Origin of the sequence: Pseudooceanicola sediminis (genome assembly GCF_003575965.1) — a bacterium.
Lineage (GTDB): Bacteria > Pseudomonadota > Alphaproteobacteria > Rhodobacterales > Rhodobacteraceae > Pseudooceanicola > Pseudooceanicola sediminis.
Window position 1 is genome coordinate 26,866 of sequence record NZ_QWJJ01000008.1, and the last position, 18,263, is coordinate 45,128.

Annotated in this window: 16 protein-coding genes; 5 read left to right on the forward strand and 11 right to left on the reverse strand. The window is 62.1% G+C overall.

Features of this window, described 5'->3' with window-relative positions; all coding sequences use genetic code 11:
* Positions 1–47: 47 nt before the first annotated feature.
* Positions 48–1,319 carry a polyhydroxyalkanoate depolymerase gene (gene phaZ / locus DL237_RS10300; protein ID WP_119398993.1) on the reverse strand — a complete coding sequence of 424 codons (1,272 nt, stop codon included), beginning with the start codon at positions 1,317–1,319 and terminating at the stop codon, positions 48–50.
* A gap of 133 nt (positions 1,320–1,452) precedes the next feature.
* Here phaZ and DL237_RS10305 point away from each other — a divergent pair, with 133 nt between their 5' ends.
* The 4 genes from DL237_RS10305 (at position 1,453) to DL237_RS10320 (ending at position 5,662) form a co-directional block, all read left to right on the forward strand.
* Positions 1,453–3,261 carry a PHA/PHB synthase family protein gene (locus tag DL237_RS10305; RefSeq protein WP_119398994.1) on the forward strand — a complete coding sequence of 603 codons (1,809 nt, stop codon included), beginning with the start codon at positions 1,453–1,455 and terminating at the stop codon, positions 3,259–3,261.
* A gap of 145 nt (positions 3,262–3,406) precedes the next feature.
* The gene (locus DL237_RS10310; protein ID WP_119398995.1) at positions 3,407–3,850 is read left to right on the forward strand and encodes a phasin family protein; all 444 of its coding nucleotides are present in this window, start codon (positions 3,407–3,409) and stop codon (positions 3,848–3,850) included.
* A 263-nt stretch (positions 3,851–4,113) separates the two neighbouring features.
* On the forward strand, positions 4,114–4,680 hold the full coding sequence (gene phaR, locus DL237_RS10315) for a polyhydroxyalkanoate synthesis repressor PhaR (protein ID WP_119398996.1): 567 nt from the start codon (positions 4,114–4,116) through the stop codon (positions 4,678–4,680).
* Positions 4,681–4,687: 7 nt separating this feature from the next.
* Positions 4,688–5,662 (forward strand): LysR family transcriptional regulator, encoded by a 975-nt coding sequence (locus tag DL237_RS10320; RefSeq protein WP_119398997.1) that lies wholly within the window; start codon positions 4,688–4,690, stop codon positions 5,660–5,662.
* Positions 5,663–5,664: 2 nt separating this feature from the next.
* Here DL237_RS10320 and DL237_RS10325 read toward each other — a convergent pair whose 3' ends face one another.
* From DL237_RS10325 to DL237_RS10340, 4 genes are all read right to left on the reverse strand, one after another.
* The gene (locus DL237_RS10325) at positions 5,665–6,621 is read right to left on the reverse strand and encodes an ABC transporter ATP-binding protein (RefSeq protein WP_119398998.1); all 957 of its coding nucleotides are present in this window, start codon (positions 6,619–6,621) and stop codon (positions 5,665–5,667) included.
* Positions 6,618–8,510, reverse strand: a complete 1,893-nt coding sequence (locus DL237_RS10330) for a dipeptide/oligopeptide/nickel ABC transporter permease/ATP-binding protein (RefSeq protein ID WP_119398999.1) — start codon at positions 8,508–8,510, stop codon at positions 6,618–6,620. Before DL237_RS10330 ends, DL237_RS10325 begins: the two co-directional genes overlap by 4 nt.
* On the reverse strand, positions 8,507–9,454 hold the full coding sequence (locus DL237_RS10335) for an ABC transporter permease (RefSeq protein ID WP_119399000.1): 948 nt from the start codon (positions 9,452–9,454) through the stop codon (positions 8,507–8,509). Before DL237_RS10335 ends, DL237_RS10330 begins: the two co-directional genes overlap by 4 nt.
* Positions 9,455–9,656: 202 nt before the next feature.
* Entirely contained in the window at positions 9,657–11,240 is a 1,584-nt protein-coding gene (locus tag DL237_RS10340) for an ABC transporter substrate-binding protein (protein WP_119399001.1), read from the reverse strand.
* A 103-nt stretch (positions 11,241–11,343) separates the two neighbouring features.
* Between DL237_RS10340 and DL237_RS10345 the strand changes: the two genes are divergently transcribed.
* A complete protein-coding gene (locus tag DL237_RS10345; protein WP_119399002.1) occupies positions 11,344–12,060 on the forward strand; it encodes a DUF1028 domain-containing protein in 717 nt (238 codons plus the stop codon).
* A 15-nt stretch (positions 12,061–12,075) separates the two neighbouring features.
* On the opposite strand, the gene DL237_RS10350 is transcribed toward DL237_RS10345, so the two are convergent.
* The 6 genes from DL237_RS10350 to hydA form a co-directional block, all read right to left on the reverse strand.
* Positions 12,076–12,789 carry a FadR/GntR family transcriptional regulator gene (locus DL237_RS10350; protein ID WP_119399147.1) on the reverse strand — a complete coding sequence of 238 codons (714 nt, stop codon included), beginning with the start codon at positions 12,787–12,789 and terminating at the stop codon, positions 12,076–12,078.
* A gap of 185 nt (positions 12,790–12,974) precedes the next feature.
* Positions 12,975–13,979, reverse strand: coding sequence for an ABC transporter substrate-binding protein (locus DL237_RS10355; RefSeq protein WP_119399003.1), 1,005 nt, complete (start codon positions 13,977–13,979; stop codon positions 12,975–12,977).
* A gap of 41 nt (positions 13,980–14,020) precedes the next feature.
* Positions 14,021–14,866, reverse strand: a complete 846-nt coding sequence (locus DL237_RS10360; RefSeq protein ID WP_119399004.1) for an ABC transporter permease — start codon at positions 14,864–14,866, stop codon at positions 14,021–14,023.
* Positions 14,863–15,777, reverse strand: coding sequence for an ABC transporter permease (locus DL237_RS10365; RefSeq protein ID WP_119399148.1), 915 nt, complete (start codon positions 15,775–15,777; stop codon positions 14,863–14,865). The genes DL237_RS10360 and DL237_RS10365 overlap by 4 nt, the downstream gene beginning before the upstream one ends.
* 111 nt (positions 15,778–15,888) lie before the next feature.
* Positions 15,889–16,671 carry an ABC transporter ATP-binding protein gene (locus tag DL237_RS10370; RefSeq protein WP_119399005.1) on the reverse strand — a complete coding sequence of 261 codons (783 nt, stop codon included), beginning with the start codon at positions 16,669–16,671 and terminating at the stop codon, positions 15,889–15,891.
* A 10-nt stretch (positions 16,672–16,681) separates the two neighbouring features.
* Complete coding sequence (gene hydA / locus DL237_RS10375; RefSeq protein ID WP_119399006.1) at positions 16,682–18,142, reverse strand: dihydropyrimidinase; 1,461 nt, start codon at positions 18,140–18,142, stop codon at positions 16,682–16,684.
* Positions 18,143–18,263 lie beyond the last annotated feature (121 nt).

An 18,263-nucleotide genomic window follows, 5' to 3' on the forward strand; every position in this document is an offset into this window, starting at 1 on the left:
AGGCATTTCCCTTTGTTTCCGGGCAGTTGGCAGCCTCAGGTCACGGCTCAGGTCACGGCGGTCAGCTTGGCCTTGGGGCCTTGTTTCCTGCCCGCGTTCTGGTCAATGAACTCCAGCACCAGGGGTCGGATGTTGTTGCGCCAGGACGATCCGGCAAAGATGCCATAGTGCCCCGCGCCCGGCTCAAGGTGGCTGGCCTTCTTGCTCGCATCCAGCCCGGTCAGCAGATCCAGCGCCGCAACGCATTGACCCGGCGCGGAAATATCGTCCTTCTCGCCCTCGACGGTCTTGACGGCCACGTCGGTAATCTTGCCGATATCCACCTGATGCCCGTTGATGGTGAAGGTATTGCTGGCGATCTCGGAGTTCTTGAAGATCCGCTCGACCGTCGACAGATAGAACTCTGCCGTCATGTCCATCACCGCAAGGTATTCATCGTAAAAGCGATTGTGCGGATCGTGGTCCGACGCTTCGCCGCGGGCCACGCGAAAGATCTGTTCGTTGAATGCCTTGGCATGACGATCCGCGTTCATCGAGATGAAGGACGTCAGCTGTAGCAGCCCCGGATAGACGCGCCGCCCGATGCCCTTGTACTTGGTGCCAACCCTTTGAATCATCATCTCTTCCAGCTGGCCCATCTGGACCCGGTTGCCGAAATCGGTGACCTCTGTCGGGGTCGCGTCGGGATCGATCGGACCGCCGATCAGGGTCAGCGTGCTGGGCTGCGCCTCGGGAAAGATCTCGGCCAGATAGGCCGTTGCCGCCAGCGTCAGAGGCGCCGGCTGGCACACCGCGATGACGTTGATCTCCGGCCCCAGCTCCTTCATGAAATCAACGAGGTACAGGGTGTAATCCTCGATATCGAACTTGCCCTCGCTGACCGGGATGTCACGGGCATTGTGCCAGTCGGTGATATAGACCTCGCAGTCGGGCAGCAGCGACACCACGGTCGAGCGCAGCAGCGTCGCATAGTGCCCCGACATCGGCGCGACCAGCAGAACCTTGCGGGCCCGCTCGGCCCGGTCCTGGACGCGGAAATGGATCAGGTCGCCAAAGGGCCGGGTGATCACCTGCTCGACGCTGACAAGGTGGTCGCGGCCATCCTCGCAGGCGACCGAATGAATGCCCCAATCCGGCTTGATCACCATCCGCTTGAACGCCCGCTCGGTCACCTCGCCCCAGGCAGACATCATCGTCAGCATCGGGTTCGACGCCAGCGCGAAGGCCGGGTAGGACGCAAAGCTCAGCGCCGACGCGCCCATCCATTGCTGGGTATTGCGCATGGTCTCCATAAGGTCGTAGCTTGCCATAAAGCGCATAGGCGTCTCCTTTTTGCGGGGCAAAACCCGGCGGTTAGGTAACATGGGCATGGCGGAAAGGTGGTATCCTGATACGACCGATCACCCGGATCGCCACATGCTGCAAAGCAGAAAATAGAGGGGAATCGTTAACATGACAACACAAGAGACAGTTGGCGACGTGACGACTTCTGGAGAAAACCTCGAAAAACTCAATGAAAACCTGGCGAGAGTGGACGCTCTCACGCAAAGATTTCTTGCTGCGCTACAGCAAAAGCAGGGCAGCCGCCCCGAACTGAACGGCCCGGATCCATCGTTGTTCGCCAAGGCCGCGGGCGCCTACTGGAGCGAGATGCTGCAAAACCCCGCGCGCATCTTTGAACATCAGCTGGAATACTGGGGCAATTCGGTAAAGCATTTTCTTGAGGCGCAGCAGGCATTTGCAGCGGGAAAGTTGCAGGCACCCAGCGATTCCGGCCCCGATGATCCGCGCTTTCGCAACCCGCTGTGGAAAACGCATCCCTATTTCAACTACATCAAGCAGCAGTACCAGCTGAACGCCAGCGCCGTCGCCAAGGCAGTCGAGGATGCCGAGGACATGAGCACGGTCGAAAAGGCCCGCCTGGCCTATTTCGCGCGCCAGATCGTCGACCTGATGGCGCCGACGAATTTTCTAGCCACCAACCCCGACGCGCTGGAGCGCGCGATTGAAACCGATGGCGAAAGCCTGGTGAAGGGCCTTGAAAATCTGGTCGCCGATCTTGAACACAACAATGGCGAAATGTTGGTGCGGCTGGCGGACGACAGCGCGTTCAAGCTGGGCGAAAACGTCGCCACCGCGGCGGGCGAAGTGGTCTATCGCAACCGCATGATCGAGCTTATCCAATACGCGCCAGGCACCGAAAAGGTCCACGCCACACCGCTGATCATCTTTCCGCCCTGGATCAACAAGTTCTATATCCTCGACCTCAAGGAAAAGAACTCGCTCATCCGGTGGATTACCGACCAGGGCTTTACCCTGTTCGTGGTGTCATGGGTCAACCCGGATGCGACCTACCGTGAGGTCGGGCTGGAGGACTACATCGAAGACGGCTATCTGGCCGCCATCGAGCAGGTCAAGCAGATCACCGGCCAGAAGCAGGTCAACACCGTCGGATATTGCATTGGCGGCACCACCCTGAACCTTGTTCTGGCCCTGCTGAAAAAACGCAAGGATCGCTCCGTCAAGTCGGCCACCTTCTTTACCACGCTGACGGATTTCTCGGATCAGGGCGATTTCACGCCCTTCCTGCAAGACGATTTCATCGACGGCATCGAGGCAGATGTGCGCGAGGTCGGCATCCTGCGCAGTCACATCATGTCGCGCACGTTTTCCTTTCTGCGCTCAAACGACCTCGTCTATCAGCCTGCGATCCGATCCTACATGCTGGGCGAGGCACCGCCGGCCTTTGATTTGCTGTACTGGAACGGCGACGGTACCAACCTGCCCGCGCGCATGGCGGTGCAGTACCTGCGCCGGCTGTGCCAGGGCAATGAATTCACCACTGATGGCATGGACCTGTTGGGCGAACATCTGCACATCAGCGATGTCACCGTCCCCATCTGCGCCATTACCTGCGAGACGGATCATATCGCGGCCTGGCGCAGCGCCTATCGCGGCTTCATGCAGACCAAGTCCAAGGATCGAACGTTCATCGTTTCGCAATCGGGTCACATCGCCGGGATCGTCAATCCACCGTCGAAAAAGAAATACGGCCACTACACCAATGCCGCCCTGCCCGAGACGGCGCAGGAATGGATGGATGGCGCGACCTTTACCGACGGATCGTGGTGGCCGAAATGGGGCGAATGGCTGGCGGGCAAATCCGGCTCGATGGTTCCCGCCAGGACGCCCGGCGATTCGTCTCATCCGCCGCTTTGCCCGGCACCGGGAACTTACGTGGCGGCACCCCTGCCAAAGTAGACGCATCCTATCTCCCTATGATTGTGGAGTTTTCTGCGCCGCAGAAAAAATACTTGATTTGCTGCGGCGCAGCATTCATATTGGGGTCAACGCCAAAGCTAGCGGGATGCAAAGTATGCCCCGCACCAAGAAGAGGATTTTAGACATGGCCAAGACACAAGATTTCTCCGAGATCATGAAAGACTTCATGGGCGCATTCCCTGTTGATACGTCCTCCATGGAAGACGCCTTCAAAACGCAGGCAGCCCTGGGCGAAAAGCTCTCCGGCGTCGCGATTGAAGCAGCCGGCAAATCCACGGACCTGTCGACCAAATGGACCAAGGAAGCCCTGACCAAGATCTCCGAGCTGTCCAAAGCCAAAAGCGAACCGGCCGATTATGCCAAGGCAATGACCGATTTCGCGTCGGCCTACGCCGAAATGTCGGCAGAAAACATGGCGGCCTTCGCTGAGATTGCCAAGAAAGTTCAGACCGACACCGTCGAACTGATGATGGCAGCCGGCAAGGACATGACCGAGGAAGCTTCGGCAGCGATGCAGAAAGCAACCAAGGACGCCACGACCGCGGCCAAGAAAACCGCAGCTAAGTAATTCCTTTCCTCCCAAGGAATTTGCGCCCCAGTGCTCCTCCCCCTTTGACAGGGCGCGATCAAGAAGGGCGGGTCCTCGGACCCGTCCTATTTGTTTGTGGAACGGGGCCATACCGTACGCCAGCGTACTGACCTAAGCCTGTTTCGCGGGTCACGTTTCAGGGTGTTTTTGAATTGCGCAGAGGCGAGAGTCTCTGCGCTTTCTTTTTGTCTGACAGTGCACTAGGCTTTGCTGCAGCGCTGCATTTTCGGGAGGGTACGCCAGTGGCCAATAGTGACTCCACGCTTTTGATCAAACGTTACGCCTCGCGCCGTCTCTACAATACCGAGACGAGCGATTACGTGACACTGGAGGATATCGCAGGTTTCATCCGTGAAGGCCGCGAAGTCCAGATCGTCGATTTGAAATCAGGCGACGACCTGACGCGGCAATACCTGTTGCAGATCGTCGCGGAACACGAAAGCCGGGGCGAAAATGTTCTGCCACTGAATGTTCTTATCGATCTCGTGCGCAGCTACAGCGGCACCGCGGGTTCCGTCGTTCCACAGTTCCTTGCCGCATCTTTCGAGATGCTGCGCGACGGGCAGTCGAAGATGATGGAAAACATGAAAACGGTGAATCCGATCATGGCCAACATGCCAGGCTTTGACGCGATGCAGGCTCAGCAAGAAGCCTTCATCAAGGCGATGACCGGCAGCTTCTCCGGCAGCTGGAGCGGCCCTGGCCGTGAAGAGGGCGAGGCCCCGTCCACCACGACGAGCGATGAGGACCTGACCCTGATCAAGAAGCAACTGGCCGAGTTGCAGCAAAAGCTGAACAAGCTGAGCTGAGCGCGTCATGACCGGCAGCCCAGGACGGATCACCCTGTGGGGGATCGAAGTCTTCGTGGCCACGGCTGAGGAACGCTCGATCACCGCTGCCGCGCGCCGCTTGGGGGCAAGCCCCTCGGCGGTGTCCCAGCAACTGACAAATCTGGAAACCGCGCTGGATGCGACGCTGCTTATGCGCTCGGCCCGCCCCGTGACCCTGACCCCGGCTGGCGAGGCATTTCGCCGCCGCGCTCAATCCATCCTGAACGAAGCCGCACAGGCCCGCGCGGAACTGGCGGTGTCCGATGCCCCCGCGCTCACGCGTCTGCGGCTCGGCGTGATCGAGGATTTCGAGGCGGACGTGACCCCGCGCCTGCTGACCCGCATGTCCGACGTGCTGTCCGACTGCCGGTTCCTGCTGGAAACGGGCGCAAGCCACTTCCTGCATGATCAGCTGGACGCAGAAGCTCTGGACGTGATCGTCGCCGCCGAGATGGGCACGCCACAACCCTGGGCCGAAGTGCATCCCGTCCTGACCGAAGGCCTGGTCGTTGCCACGCAGCGTGGATCACTGCGCACCGATTCCGACCTGTTGGCCCAGCTCAAGACGCGGCCCATGGTGCAATACACGACACGCCACTACATGGGGCGCCTGATCGCCACGCACCTTGAACAACAGAACCTGCGGCTGGACCACCGGTTCGAACTGGACAGTTACCACGCCATTCTGGCCCTCGTCGGAGGCGGTACCGGCTGGACGATCCTGCCACCGCTGGCTCTTCTCAGGGCGCGCAGACTGATGGCGCAACTCGATATCTTTCCTTTGCCACTTGCCCCTCTGTCGCGCCGTATCGTGCTGACGGCGCGGGCCGGCATCCTGGGCGATGTCCCCGCCCAGATCGCCGCGGATCTGCGGGCGTTGCTGCGCGCGATGGCCCGGGAAATTGATCAAAGCACATATCCCTGGCTCGACGCCTCCGTCAGGATCGCGCCCGACACCTGACTTCAAAGCGGATGGAAACAGGCCACCCGGTGGTCCGTATCCGCGCCAGCTGTCAGATCCGGCGCGACGGCTGCGCACTGCTCTGTCGCACGCGGGCACCGCGCCCTGAAGGCACAGCCTGTGGGCGGGTTTAGCGGATCCGGCAACTCGGTCTCGCGCCCCTCCGGCGCACGCAACGGGCGCCCCACGACCGGCGCCGACTGCGCCAGAAGGCGCGTATAGGGATGACGCGGCGCGCGAAAGATATCCTCGGCCGGGCCAATTTCCACGACCGAGCCGAAATAAAGCACCGCGACGCGATCCGACACCGCCTCGACCACGGCAAGGTCGTGACTGATGAACAGATAGGTCAGGTCCAGGCGCGACTTGAGGTCACCCAGCAGGTTCAGCACCTGAGCCTGCACCGATACATCCAGCGCCGAGACCGGCTCATCCAGGATCAGGATCTTCGCCTCCGCCGCCAGGGCGCGCGCAATACCGATCCGTTGCGCCTGCCCGCCCGAAAACTCGTGCGGGTAGCGATCAAGGAAGTCCTCGCGCAGATTCACGCTGGCGAATATCTCGGCAATCCGCCGGGCACGGGCGGCACTGTCCATCCGATGCAATCGCTTCAACGGCGCCTCCATCACCTGCCGTATGGTCTTGCGCGGGTTGAGGGAGCTGATGGGGTCCTGAAAGACATATTGGATCTTCCTGCCGAATGCCGCCGGGTCCGCCGTGTTCAGCGGTTCGCCGTTGATCTCGATCCGTCCGGTCGTTGCCGGCAGCAGCCCCACCAGCATCCGCGCCAGCGTGGACTTGCCGCAGCCGCTCTCCCCGACAATACCAAGCGTTTCGCCCTGCTGCACGACCAGATCGACGGGCCGGACCGCATGCACCACGCCCTTGGGCGCGCCGAACAGGCGTTTGCCGACGGGAAAGCTCTTTGAAAGTCGCTCCAGTTTCAGAACATCGCTCATGCGCTTTGCTCGCTCGGAATTTCGGTTTCGGGAAACAGGCAGCGTACGGCACGCTGCCCCGATCCAGCCAAGGCGATCTCTCCCGTCAGGCAGGCCGCGCGGGCCTTCTCGCATCGGGGCGCAAACGCACAGCCGGGGTCAAGGCGATCCACGGCGGGCGGCAAGCCCGGTATCGCCTCCAGCTTGCGACGCCCCTCGCCCAGCTCCGGGACGCAGGCAATCAGGCGACGGGTATAGGGATGCGCAGGTGTGGTTAGAATGGCCTCCGTCGGCCCCTGTTCCACGATCCGGCCCGCGTACATCACTGCGATCCGATCGCACAACTGGCCCACCACGCCGAAATCGTGCGTGATAAAGACGATTGCCAGCCCGCGTTCGCGCCGCAGATCATTCAGCAGCGACAGGATCTGGGCCTGCACCGTGACATCCAGCGCGGTGGTCGGCTCGTCCGCTATGATGACATCCGGATCATTGGCCATCGCCATGGCGATCCCGACGCGCTGACGCATCCCGCCCGACATCTCGTGCGGAAAGCTGCTGGCTCGGCTTTCGGCATTCGGAATGCGCACCTGCTTCAGCAGATCGATCGCCCTTTGCCATGCCTCGGCCTTGCTTACCGTGCGATGGCAACGGATCGCCTCGACCAGCTGGTCACCCACCTTGTAAAGCGGGTGCAGCGTCGCCAGAGGATCCTGAAAGATATACGCAATGCGGTCGCCGCGCAGGCGGCGCAGGGTTTCGTAACGTGCGCCGATCAGGTCCTGTCCGTCATACCTGGCGGCCCCCGCAGTGATCACGCCGGGGGGCGAGGCGACCAGCCCCATGACGCTCAGCGCAGTGACGGATTTGCCCGATCCGCTTTCACCGATGATGCCCAGACATTCCCCGGGCCTGACCGCAAGGCTGGCACCGCCCACGGCCTTGTAGACCCTCTTCTTGACATGAAACTGCGTCTGAAGATCACTTAGCGCCAGAACGGCTCCGCCCTCCTCCGTCTCGGCAGGCGGGGGTGTCGGGCGGTCGACCCGCGTCGCCGGCATCGGCCGCGTCAACGCACCAGAGCGCAGCCGAGGGTCCAGGGCATCGCGCACCCCGTCACCCAGCAGGTTGATCCCCATGACAATCACCAGGATCATCGCCCCTGGCACGATCGACGTCAGCGGGTTCGTGATCAGCGCCGAACGCGCCTCGCCCAGCATGGAGCCGAGGTCGGCCTGCGGCGGCTGCGATCCCAGACCCAGGAACGACAGGCCGGCGGTTTCCAGGATCATCCAGCCGATGGTCGTGGACATGGCGATCACGATCACCGGAACGACGTTGGGCAGGATCTCCGTCAGGATGATGCGCCCGTGTCCCAGGCCGGACAGGCGCGCCGCGTCGACAAATTCCTTGTGCGCCAGCCCGACGGTAACACCGCGAATGTTGCGCGCGAAAAAGGGGATGTTCACCGCCGCCACGGCGATAAGCGCATTGCCAAGCCCGGGACCCAGTGCCGCCACGATTGCCAGCGCCAACAGGATATAGGGAAAGGCCATCAGCATATCGACACCCCGCATGATCAGGTTGTCGGTCCGCCCGCCAAAATACCCCGCGATGATCCCGATGGCCGCGCCAAGGGTCGCGGCAAAGATCGCGGCGGCAAAGCCCACGGCAAGGCTTAGCCGGGTCCCCCACAAAAGGCGGCTCAGCAAATCGCGACCCAGGTGATCGGTTCCCAGCAGATGCGCGCGGCTCAGGGCCGGTTGAAACCGGTTGGCCGTATCGGTGGCATCGGGATTGGCCAATGGCAGCACCGGCGTCAGCACCGCCAGCACGACGACGACCAACAGGACAATCCCGCCTGCCGCCGCCAGGCGATTGCGCAACAGCAGGGCAAGAAACTGCGTCATGTCTTGATCCTCGGGTCCAGCAGGCTCTGTGCGACATCGACCGCGATATTGAACAGCACATAGCAGGCGGCGACGAAAACCACGCCGCCCTGCACCAGCAGGATATCGCGTTTCAGGATGGCATCGACCAGCATCCGGCCGACACCGGGCCATTGAAACACCATCTCGATATAGACCGCGCCGGACAGCACGAAGCCCGCCTGAATGCCCAGCACGGGAATGATGCTGACCATGGCCGAACGCAACGCATGACCCCAGATCACCCGCCCTTCGCCCACGCCCTTGGCGCGCGCCGTCCGAATGTAATCCTGCCGCAGCACCTCCAGCATGGCCCCGCGCGACAATCGTGCCACGACGCCTGTTGCGACCACCGACAGCGCCAGCGCGGGCATCACCAGGTGCCGGGCCACATCCACAAAACCACCCCCACCATAGGCCATCTTCATCCCCGACACCGGAAACCAGCGCAGATCGACGGCAAAGATCAGGATCATCATCATGCCAAGGAAAAAGCTGGGGATGGAAATGCCAAGCAGCACGACAAAGGTGATCGCCTTGTCAGCCATCCCATACTGACGCGCTGCGCTGATCACGCCCGCCGCGATGCCCAGCACCGCGCAAAGCACGAAGGACACGCCCGCAAGCAGCAGCGTCGCGCTGAACCGCTCCAGCACCTCGTCCAGAACCGGGCGGTTCAACGCAAAGCTCTGCCCGAAGTCACCTTGCAGCATATTGCCAAGCCAGATGAAATACCGCGCGACCAGTGGCGCATCGAGGCCAAGATCCCGGTTCAGCTTGGCCACGTTTTCCGGGGTCGCATAGCTGCCCAGGATCGCCAGGGCCGGATCGCCCGGGATCAGCGCCATGATCAGGAAAACGATCACCGTAATTCCCAACAGAACCGGAATGGCCGACAGCAGTCGTTTCAGGATGTAACCGGTCATGTGGGGACTTTCCGGCTGGGGCGGCAATCGCGGCCCTGACTTTTACGGATGGGCCGCCCACCTTTCGCGGGCGGCCCCTTTTCGAGCATTGGCACCTGGCCTTTGGGCACCGGCCGCGGTGGTCCTGTCTCAGCAGACCGGCATCGCTTCTCCGGCGCAGCTTCTCCGGCGCAGCTTTTCCGGCCATACCTTCCGCCTGGCGTCAGTTCTTGGCGACGTCTTTCAGCAGCAGAAAGAACGACGGCTCAAGCGCAAAATTCTCCACCGCCTCGCTGGCGACGGCGTTCTGCTTCCAGTTGGCAACGAACAGCCAGGGCGCGTCTTCCTGCACGATGGTCTGCATCTTCTTGTACAGCCGTGCGCGTTCGTCCTGATCGGTTGCAACCCGTGCCTCTTCCAGCAGGGTGTCGACCTCCGCGTTCGAATAATAGCCGGAGTTAAAGCCGCCCTTGTCTGGCCAGGCGTCGCTGCGCAGCGCCAGATAGGGCAGCGTATCGGGATCATTCGTCATCCAGGCCATCTCGGCCATGTCGGCCTTGCCTTCCAGGCCGGGATTTACTTCGCCCAGAAAGGTATTCCACTCGTAGGTTTCGATCTTGACGTCAAAGCCCACGGCCTTCAGGTCGGCCTGAATGGCGGTCCCCATGGCGATGGGGTCCAGCATCCCCGACCCACCTTCGGTGACGAAAAAGGTCACCTCCGGGTGCTCATTTCCGGCTTCGCCCAGCAGTGTCCTGGCCTTTTCGGGATCATACGGGTAAGGCTCCAGATCCTCGTTGTAGGCCCAGGCAAAGGCGGGCGGTGTGGGACCTGCCGCAACCTCGGCCGTGCCTTCAAGGACATTGTCGACCAGCGCCGTCTTGTCGACCGCGTAGTTCGCCGCCTGTCGCACCCGCTTGTCGGCAAACGGGCCTTCCTTGGCGTTCAGGATCAGGAACCACACATGCGGGCCGGCCTGCTCGAAAACCTTGTAGCGGTCGCCCTCGAATTCGGACAGGGCCACCGGGGGGACTTCGACCATCAGGTCGATACCCCCTGCCAGCATCTCGGCGGTGCGGGTATTTGCGTCGGTAATCGGACGGAAGACCAGCGTTTCGGATGCCGGTGCGCCATCCCAGTAATCGGGGTTCGCATTCAGGATGACATGTTCATTCGACTTCCACTCCGCAAAGCGGAACGGGCCCGTCCCGCTGGGATTGCGACCGAAATCACCGCCAGACTGTTCGACCGCCGCAGGCGAAACGATCAGACCGGTCGGATAGGCAAGGTTCGACAGGAACGGCGCATAAGGCGCGTTCAGCGTGAACTCGACCGTCATCGGATCGACCACGCTGACCTCCTCGACCGAGGAAAAGAAGAACGCCAGCGGAAACGGCCCGGTGTCGTGGAAAGGGTGATCCTCTTTCAGCATCCGGTCAAAGTTGAACTTGACCGCCTCGGCATCGAAATCCGATCCATCGTGGAACTTGACCCCCTCGCGCAGATGAAAGGTATAGACCGTCCCATCCTCGCTGATGTCCCAATCCGTCGCCAACGCCGGTTCGACCTCCAGCGTGCCGGATTTATAGCGCACCAGCCCGTCGTAGACGTTCATCAGAATGCGGAAATCATTGACGGCTGTCACCGCCGCCGGGTCCAGCGCCTTCGGCTCGGCAATCTGGCCGATGATCAGAACCCCGGGCGGCGTCTGCGCCGCTGCGGGGGACATCGCGCCAAGCGCCAGCGACATCGCCACCCCGGTTGCCAGAACGCCACGCCGCGTCCAATTGCGAAATCCCTGTGTCATGAGCCACTCCTCTGTCGCGGGCTTCACTTATTAATCATGATAAATTGAAGTCACGCAAATTTTCATGATAAATTCAAGAGGCAAGTAATCCGGAGGTTCGCCGATGACGTTTTCCATTCTCGCCCGTGATGCCGAAACAGGCAGGATCGGCGGCGCCGCAGCCACCGGGTCGCTCTGCGTCGGCGGTTGGGTGCTGCGCGGACGTGTCGAGGCGGGCCTGACCGCCAGCCAGGGCACTGCGCCCTCAACGCTCTGGGGCGAGGCTGCGTTGGACGAAATGCAGGCGGGCAGCTCTGCCGCGCAGGCGGTATCGCGCGTCACCACCCCCGATCCGGGGCGGGCGCACAGGCAACTTGCTGCACTGGATGTGCTGGGGGGAACGGCCGCGTTCACCGGCGAGGCATCGGTCCCTGCCTGCGCCAGTCGCAGCGCAAGCGGCGTCATCGTGTCCGGGAACATGCTGACCAGCGAATCGGTCCTCGACGCGGTACTGTCCACGTTCGTCTCGACCACCGGCGCACTGCCCGACAGGCTGTTGGCGGCACTGACGGCTGGTGAAAAAGCAGGCAGTGACAGTCGCGGCCTGATGTCCTCCGCGATGCTCTGCCTCGGGCCGGACATGCCGCCGCTGAACTTGCGTATCGATTACTCGGAAACGCCGCTGGGCGACCTGGCGGGCTTGCTTGGGCGGGCGACGGCACGGCCTTACGCGGACTGGTCCTACCTGGTACCGACACGGCAGGCCCCCTTTCGCGCCCCCACCGATCAGGATCTCGCGCGGCTCAACGCATCGGTGCCGACCGATATGCAGGGCAAGTGACCAGGGCGTCGTGGCTCAGGTATTCAGAAAGCGTTTCAGCATCAGGGCTTCCTGCCCCTCCATCAATCCCTCGGCCGTGGCCATGTGGTCGGCCATGACCAGGCGCGCACGTTCTGCATCCCCGATCCGCAGCGCCTCGATCAGCTCCAGCTGGTAGGCCCGGCCACGCTCCCACAGCTCCCGGTTCGGCGGTGCATAGAGGTGGCGGTAAACCGTCAGGTCGCTGAGAATCTGCGCCATGAACCCGATGACGAACCCCAGCAGTTCGTTGCGCGCATATCCAGCGAGAAGCTGATGAAACCGCAACGACGCGACATGCTGTTCGCGCTCCTCCTCCTCGGTGGCCGAGGGGGCATCATAGCTCTCGACCACGGCACTCAGCGCAGCCAGCTGCGTGTCGCTCAGCGTGCCGGCAAGCGACGCCGCCAATTCAGGCTCCAGCAGCCGCCGCATCTGGTAGATGTCGGTCAGCCTCAGGTCACGAAAATAGAAATAATTTCCAAGCAGCGCGCGGGCGCGCTCGCTCGACACCTCGTGCACGAAACTGCCGCCACCGGGACCGGTACGCGTCTTGACCAATCCCTGTGCTTCGAGAATGCGCATCGCTTCGCGGATCGTGCCCTTTGACATGGCAAAACGGTCAATCAACTCGGTTTCGCCCGGCAGGCGGTCGCCCATGCGCAACCCCTGCTCGACCACCCAATCCTTGATCTGGTCGGCCACCTGCACGGGGCGCGAACGCCGCATCGGCCCGCCTTTTTCGCTGTCGTGTTTCAGCGGTTCAGCCCCCTGCACTCTCGCCACCTGAACAAGGTTACCTGATCAATCTCGTTAATTTTCATTATAAATTTACTGACAGCAAAAGGGCCGGTGCGCAATGCCCGGCCCTTTTCCACTATCGTTTCAAGATGCCCTTACTTCAGGGCTTCGTCCGTGATGTCCAGCGTATAGGCGCCCTCGGGCTCCTTGGTGATCGCGGGGTTGTCCGGCGAAACCGCCTTCAGCAGGGTCGCGACCGTCTGGTCGTAATCCGCGGGATCAAGTGCGCCATTGGAACCTGCGGTCAGCTTGGCAACTTCGCCCATCATGTATTCCTGATGGTCCAGCGTCTGCGCACCGGTCTCGTCGTTTTCCAGAACGATCTCGGCGGCCTCGTCCGGGTGCTCCTCGGCGTATTTCCAGCCCTTCATCGAGGCGCGCACGAACCGCACCATCTCGTCCTTGAAGGCCGGATCCTCCAACTTGTCACCCAGCACGTAGAGGCCGTCCTCCAGCATGCCAAAGCCTTCGTCGAGGTAGTTGAACGTCACCAGTTCATCCTCGGTGATGCCCGCCTGAAGGATCTGACGATATTCGTTGTAAGTCATCGTCGAAATGCAGTCGGCCTGCCCCTGGATCAGCGGGTCGGCGCTGAACGCCTGCTTGATCACCGTGACGCCGTTGTCGTCCGCACCGTCCGTCTCGATCCCCAGCGACGCCATCCAGGCGTAGAACGGGTATTCGTTGCCATAGAACCAGACGCCCATGGTGTGACCCGGGAAATCTGCCGGCGTCTCGATCCCGCTGGACTTCAGGCAGTTGACCTGAAGGCCACCGGTCTTGAACGGCTGGGCGATATTCACCAGGTCGACACCACGTTCCCGCGCGGCCAGCGCAGCGGCCATCCAGGTGGTGATCACGTCGGCACCGCCGGCGGCAATCACCTGCTCGGGCGCGATATCCGGGCCACCGGCCTTGATCGTCACGTCCAGGTCTTCCTCGTCGTAAAACCCCTTGTCCTTTGCCACGTAGTAGCCCGCGAACTGGGCTTGCGTGACCCATTTCAGCTGCAATGTCACCTCATCGGCGGCCGAGGCCGCACCGGCGGTCAGACCTGTCGCCAGGCCCAGGGTCATTGCCCCTGCGATCATCTTTTTCATCTCTTAGCTCCCGTGCTGGTTTTTATAACTTGCTTATGTTTTCACTTGCGTTGCGACGGGTGCCAGAAGGTCACCCCCCGCTCTATCAGGGCGATGACCCCGTAGAAGACCGATCCCGACAGGGCGGCGACAAAGATTTCGGCCCAGACCATGTCCAGCGCCAGTTGTCCCACCGAGGTCGAGATGCGGAACCCCATTCCCGATATTGGCGAGCCAAAGAATTCCGCGACGATGGCGCCAATCAATGCCAACGTAGACGAGATTTTCAAGCCGTTGAAGATAAACGGCATCGCAGCGGGCAGACGCATTTTCCAAAAGCCCTGCCAATAGCTCGCCGCCCAGGTTTTCATCTGGTCGCGCTGCATGTTGGTGGTTTCCTGCAAACCCGCCGTGATGTTCACCAACATCGGAAAGAACACCATGACCACGACGACCGCCGCCTTGGACTGCCAGTCGAACCCATACCACATCACCAGAATGGGCGCGGTGCCGACGATCGGCATGGCGGCAACGAACGATCCGACGGGCAAAAGTCCGCGACGCAGGAAACTGCTCCGGTCAGCGATGACCGCCACCACGAACGCCGCCGCGATACCGATCAGATACCCCGACAATGCCCCCTTGATGAACGTCTGAACGAAATCGGTCCACAGGATCGGCAGGCTGGTACTGATCTTCTCGGCAATGACGCTCGGCGCGGGCAGGATCACCATCGAAACGCCCAGGCCACGGACCACCAGCTCCCAGATGGCCAACAGTGTTAGGCCAAAAATCAGGGGCACTGCCAGGCGGGTTGCGGCCATGTCGCGCGCTGGCCCGTTGGCCAGCCAGACATTGCACCACCATGCCAGCGCCCAGAGGACGAATGCAGCAATCACCAGTGTCATGCCAACCCCATCCGTTTCAGGGTGCCGCGCTCGATCCCGCTGATGATCGCCACCAGCCCGGCGGCCAGTATCGCCGTGGCGAACAGGGCGGCCCAGATCTGCACGGTCTGCCCATAGTAGCTGCCAGACAGCAGGCGAAACCCGAGCCCCTGGCCTCCACCCGCCGGCAGTTCGGCCACGATCGTGCCGACCAGCGATGACGCCACCCCGATCTTGAGCGAGGCAAACAGGTAAGGTGCGCTGGCGGGCAGACGCAGTTTCCAGAACGTCTGGGCCCGCGTCGCGCTCCACGTGCGCATCTGATCCAGATCCATCGGGCCGGGGCTACGCAGCCCCTTGACCATGCCGACGACAACCGGGAAAAAACTCAGATAGGCGCTGATGATGGCCTTCGGCAGCAATCCCTGCACGCCGAACGAATTCAGCACGACGATGATCATCGGCGCAATGGCCAGGATCGGGATGGTCTGGCTGGCAATGGCCCAGGGCATCACGCTCATGTCCATGGCGCGGGAATGCACGATACCGACCGCCAGGATGATCCCTGCACCGGCCCCGATGACAAACCCCGCAAGCGTCGCCGACAACGTCACCCAGGCATGAAAGACCAGCGACCGCTTGGAGGTAGGCTTCACCTCGGCCGTGGTCTTCCACAGTTCGGCCACCACCTGATGCGGGGCCGGCAGGCGGGGCTTGTCCTGCGTCCAGGTATCGGCCCAGACCACAGGATTACGCACCGCCAGCAGGATGGCTGACATGTCGCGACGCGCCTGCACACCCTCGGGGCTGACGACCACGCCCTGGCGCTCGGCCGTCATCATCGCGAACTTCACGTTCATTGGAACGCAGGCAAGGTACCAGAAGACGACAATGGCCGCGACCACGCTCAGCACCGGCAGAAACCATTTCATCGCCGCCACCCCGTCCATGTCACGCAACCCGTCACCCCGCCGGGTGCCCCCATGTTGCCCTTCGCAGGACCTGCGCGGACGGGCGCCTGGCAAGGCACGGCGCAGCTGGGATCAGTCATAGGCGTGCCCCGCACGCAAACCTTCACGCACGCGGTGCGCGATCTCCAGGAACTCGGGTGAATCGCGAATATCCAGCGGGCGCTCTCGTGGCAGCGGGCTTTCGATCACATCGGTGATACGCCCGGGGCGCGGGCTCATCACCACGATCTTGGTCGATAGGTAGACCGCTTCGGGGATCGAATGCGTCACAAAGCCGATGGTCTTGCCCGTCCTTGCCCACAACTTCAGCAGCTCTTCGTTCAGATGGTCGCGCACGATCTCGTCCAGCGCCCCGAACGGCTCGTCCATCAGCAGGATATCGGCATCGAACGACAATGACCGGGCGATGCTGGCCCGCTGCTGCATCCCGCCGGACAATTGCCAGGGAAATTTCCTGCCGAAGGTCTCCAGGTCGACCAGTTCCAGCACCTCGGCCACGCGCCTGGTCTGCTCGGCCTTGCTGAACCCCATGATTTCCAGCGGCAGCCGAATGTTCCCCGCGATGGTGCGCCAGGGATAAAGGCCCGCCGCCTGAAAGACATAGCCGTAGGCGCGCGCCTTGCGGGCCTCTTCCGGGTGCATCCCATTGACCGTGATCTCGCCCCCTGTCGGGGTCTCAAGCGCCGCAATTGTGCGCAGGAACGTAGTCTTTCCACAGCCCGAAGGGCCGATAAAGCTGACGAAATCGCCCTTTTCGATCTCAAGGTTCACATCGCGCAGCGCCTGGACCGGACCATCATTCGTCTCGAAGGTCAGATCCAGGCCGCTGGCCGTTATCACTGGGGTCCTGGTCACGCAGTTCCCCTCAGATGCCAGCCGGAATGTTCATCGGATCACGCTGAACCGAGCGCGGAGAGTTCAGCTCCTTCCACTTGCTCAACGCGGTATTGGCCGACGGAAACGCCGGACGCGGCACGAACCGCCCGCGTCCCGGCTGGGGTTGCGAATTCTGTCCCCAGGCCCAGATCACCTCGCCCCGGCTCAGCGTATACCGCGCCTGCGCCGTGACCTCGTAGCCCTCGAAGACATTGTAATCGATGATCGAATGATGGTTCGACGCGCTGATCGTCTTGGAAATCTTCGGATCCCACACAACCACATCCGCATCCGCACCGGGGACGAGCGCGCCCTTCCTGGGATAGATATTCAGGATCTTGGCAATATTGGTCGAGGTAACGGCGACGAATTCCTCGGGCGTCAGCCGCCCCGTCTCGACCCCTTGCGTCCACAGCACCGCCAGACGCTCCTCGACACCGTTGGAGCCGTTCGGGATCTTGGTAAAATCCTTCAGCCCCATACGCTTCTGCTCCGTCGTGAAGGCACAATGGTCCGTCGCCACCACCTGCAACGAGCCGGATTGCAACCCGGCCCAAAGCCCGTCCTGGTGCTCCTTGCCGCGAAAGGGTGGCGACATCACGCGCCGCGCGGCATGGTCCCAGTCGGGGTTCAGGTAATCGCTTTCATCCAAGGTCAGGAACTGGGCCAGCGGCTCGCCATAAACCCGCATCCCCTTCTGACGGGCCCGCCGGATCGCCTCGTGCGCCTGTTCGCAGGACACGTGCACGATATACAGCGGCACCCCGGCCGCATCGGCAATCGTGATCGCGCGGTTCGCCGCCTCCCCTTCGAATTCCGGCGGACGCGACCGCGCGTGCCACTCCGGCCCGGTCTTGCCCTCCGCCAGGAATTTCTTCTGCATGATATCGACAAGGTCGCCGTTCTCGGCATGTACCATGGGGATCGCCCCCAGCTCGCGGCAGCGGCTGAAGCTGGCGAACATCTCGTCATCCTCCACCATCAACGCGCCCTTGTAGGCCATGAAGTGCTTGAAGGAGTTCACCCCGTTGTCCACGGCGTATTTCATCTCGTCAAAGATCAGCTCGTTCCAGCCCGTGATCGCCATGTGATAGCCGATGTCGGAACAGATCTGCGGCGCGCTCTTGCGGTGCCACTCGTTGATCGCATTCTTGATCGACCCATCCGCCCCCGGCAGGCAAAAATCCACCAGCATCGTCGTCCCGCCGGTGGCCGCAGCCCAGGTTCCACTCTCAAAGGTTTCCGCCGCGGTGGTTCCCATGAAGGGCATTTCGAGGTGCGTATGCGGATCGATCCCGCCGGGAATCACATAGGCCCCCTCGGCGTCGATCACCTCGTCGCCCATCAGGTCCACGCCGATCTCCTTGATCGTCTCCCCCTCGATCAGGACATCCGCCTTCCATTGCCGGTCCGCCGTGACAACCGTTCCGCCCTTGATCACCTTGCTCATCTTACTCTCCCTGTCTGTTCCAACCCCGGCCCTGTTTCCCTGTTGGAAATATCCCGGGGGCGTCGCGCCTTTGGCGCGGCGGGGGCAGCGCCCCCTCTTCCCTCTGCCAACCCGCCCTCGG

Excerpts from the sequence above, each read along its gene's own strand:
- phaZ (WP_119398993.1), bottom strand. The coding sequence starts at position 1,319 with ATGCGCTTTATGGCAAGCTACGACCTTATGGAGACCATGCGCAATACC.
- DL237_RS10305 (WP_119398994.1), top strand. The coding sequence starts at position 1,453 with ATGACAACACAAGAGACAGTTGGCGACGTGACGACTTCTGGAGAAAAC.
- DL237_RS10310 (WP_119398995.1), top strand. The coding sequence starts at position 3,407 with ATGGCCAAGACACAAGATTTCTCCGAGATCATGAAAGACTTCATGGGC.
- DL237_RS10320 (WP_119398997.1), top strand. The coding sequence starts at position 4,688 with ATGACCGGCAGCCCAGGACGGATCACCCTGTGGGGGATCGAAGTCTTC.
- DL237_RS10325 (WP_119398998.1), bottom strand. The coding sequence starts at position 6,621 with ATGAGCGATGTTCTGAAACTGGAGCGACTTTCAAAGAGCTTTCCCGTC.
- DL237_RS10330 (WP_119398999.1), bottom strand. The coding sequence starts at position 8,510 with ATGACGCAGTTTCTTGCCCTGCTGTTGCGCAATCGCCTGGCGGCGGCA.
- DL237_RS10335 (WP_119399000.1), bottom strand. The coding sequence starts at position 9,454 with ATGACCGGTTACATCCTGAAACGACTGCTGTCGGCCATTCCGGTTCTG.
- DL237_RS10340 (WP_119399001.1), bottom strand. The coding sequence starts at position 11,240 with ATGACACAGGGATTTCGCAATTGGACGCGGCGTGGCGTTCTGGCAACC.
- DL237_RS10345 (WP_119399002.1), top strand. The coding sequence starts at position 11,344 with ATGACGTTTTCCATTCTCGCCCGTGATGCCGAAACAGGCAGGATCGGC.
- DL237_RS10355 (WP_119399003.1), bottom strand. The coding sequence starts at position 13,979 with ATGAAAAAGATGATCGCAGGGGCAATGACCCTGGGCCTGGCGACAGGT.
- DL237_RS10360 (WP_119399004.1), bottom strand. The coding sequence starts at position 14,866 with ATGACACTGGTGATTGCTGCATTCGTCCTCTGGGCGCTGGCATGGTGG.
- DL237_RS10365 (WP_119399148.1), bottom strand. The coding sequence starts at position 15,777 with ATGAAATGGTTTCTGCCGGTGCTGAGCGTGGTCGCGGCCATTGTCGTC.
- hydA (WP_119399006.1), bottom strand. The coding sequence starts at position 18,142 with ATGAGCAAGGTGATCAAGGGCGGAACGGTTGTCACGGCGGACCGGCAA.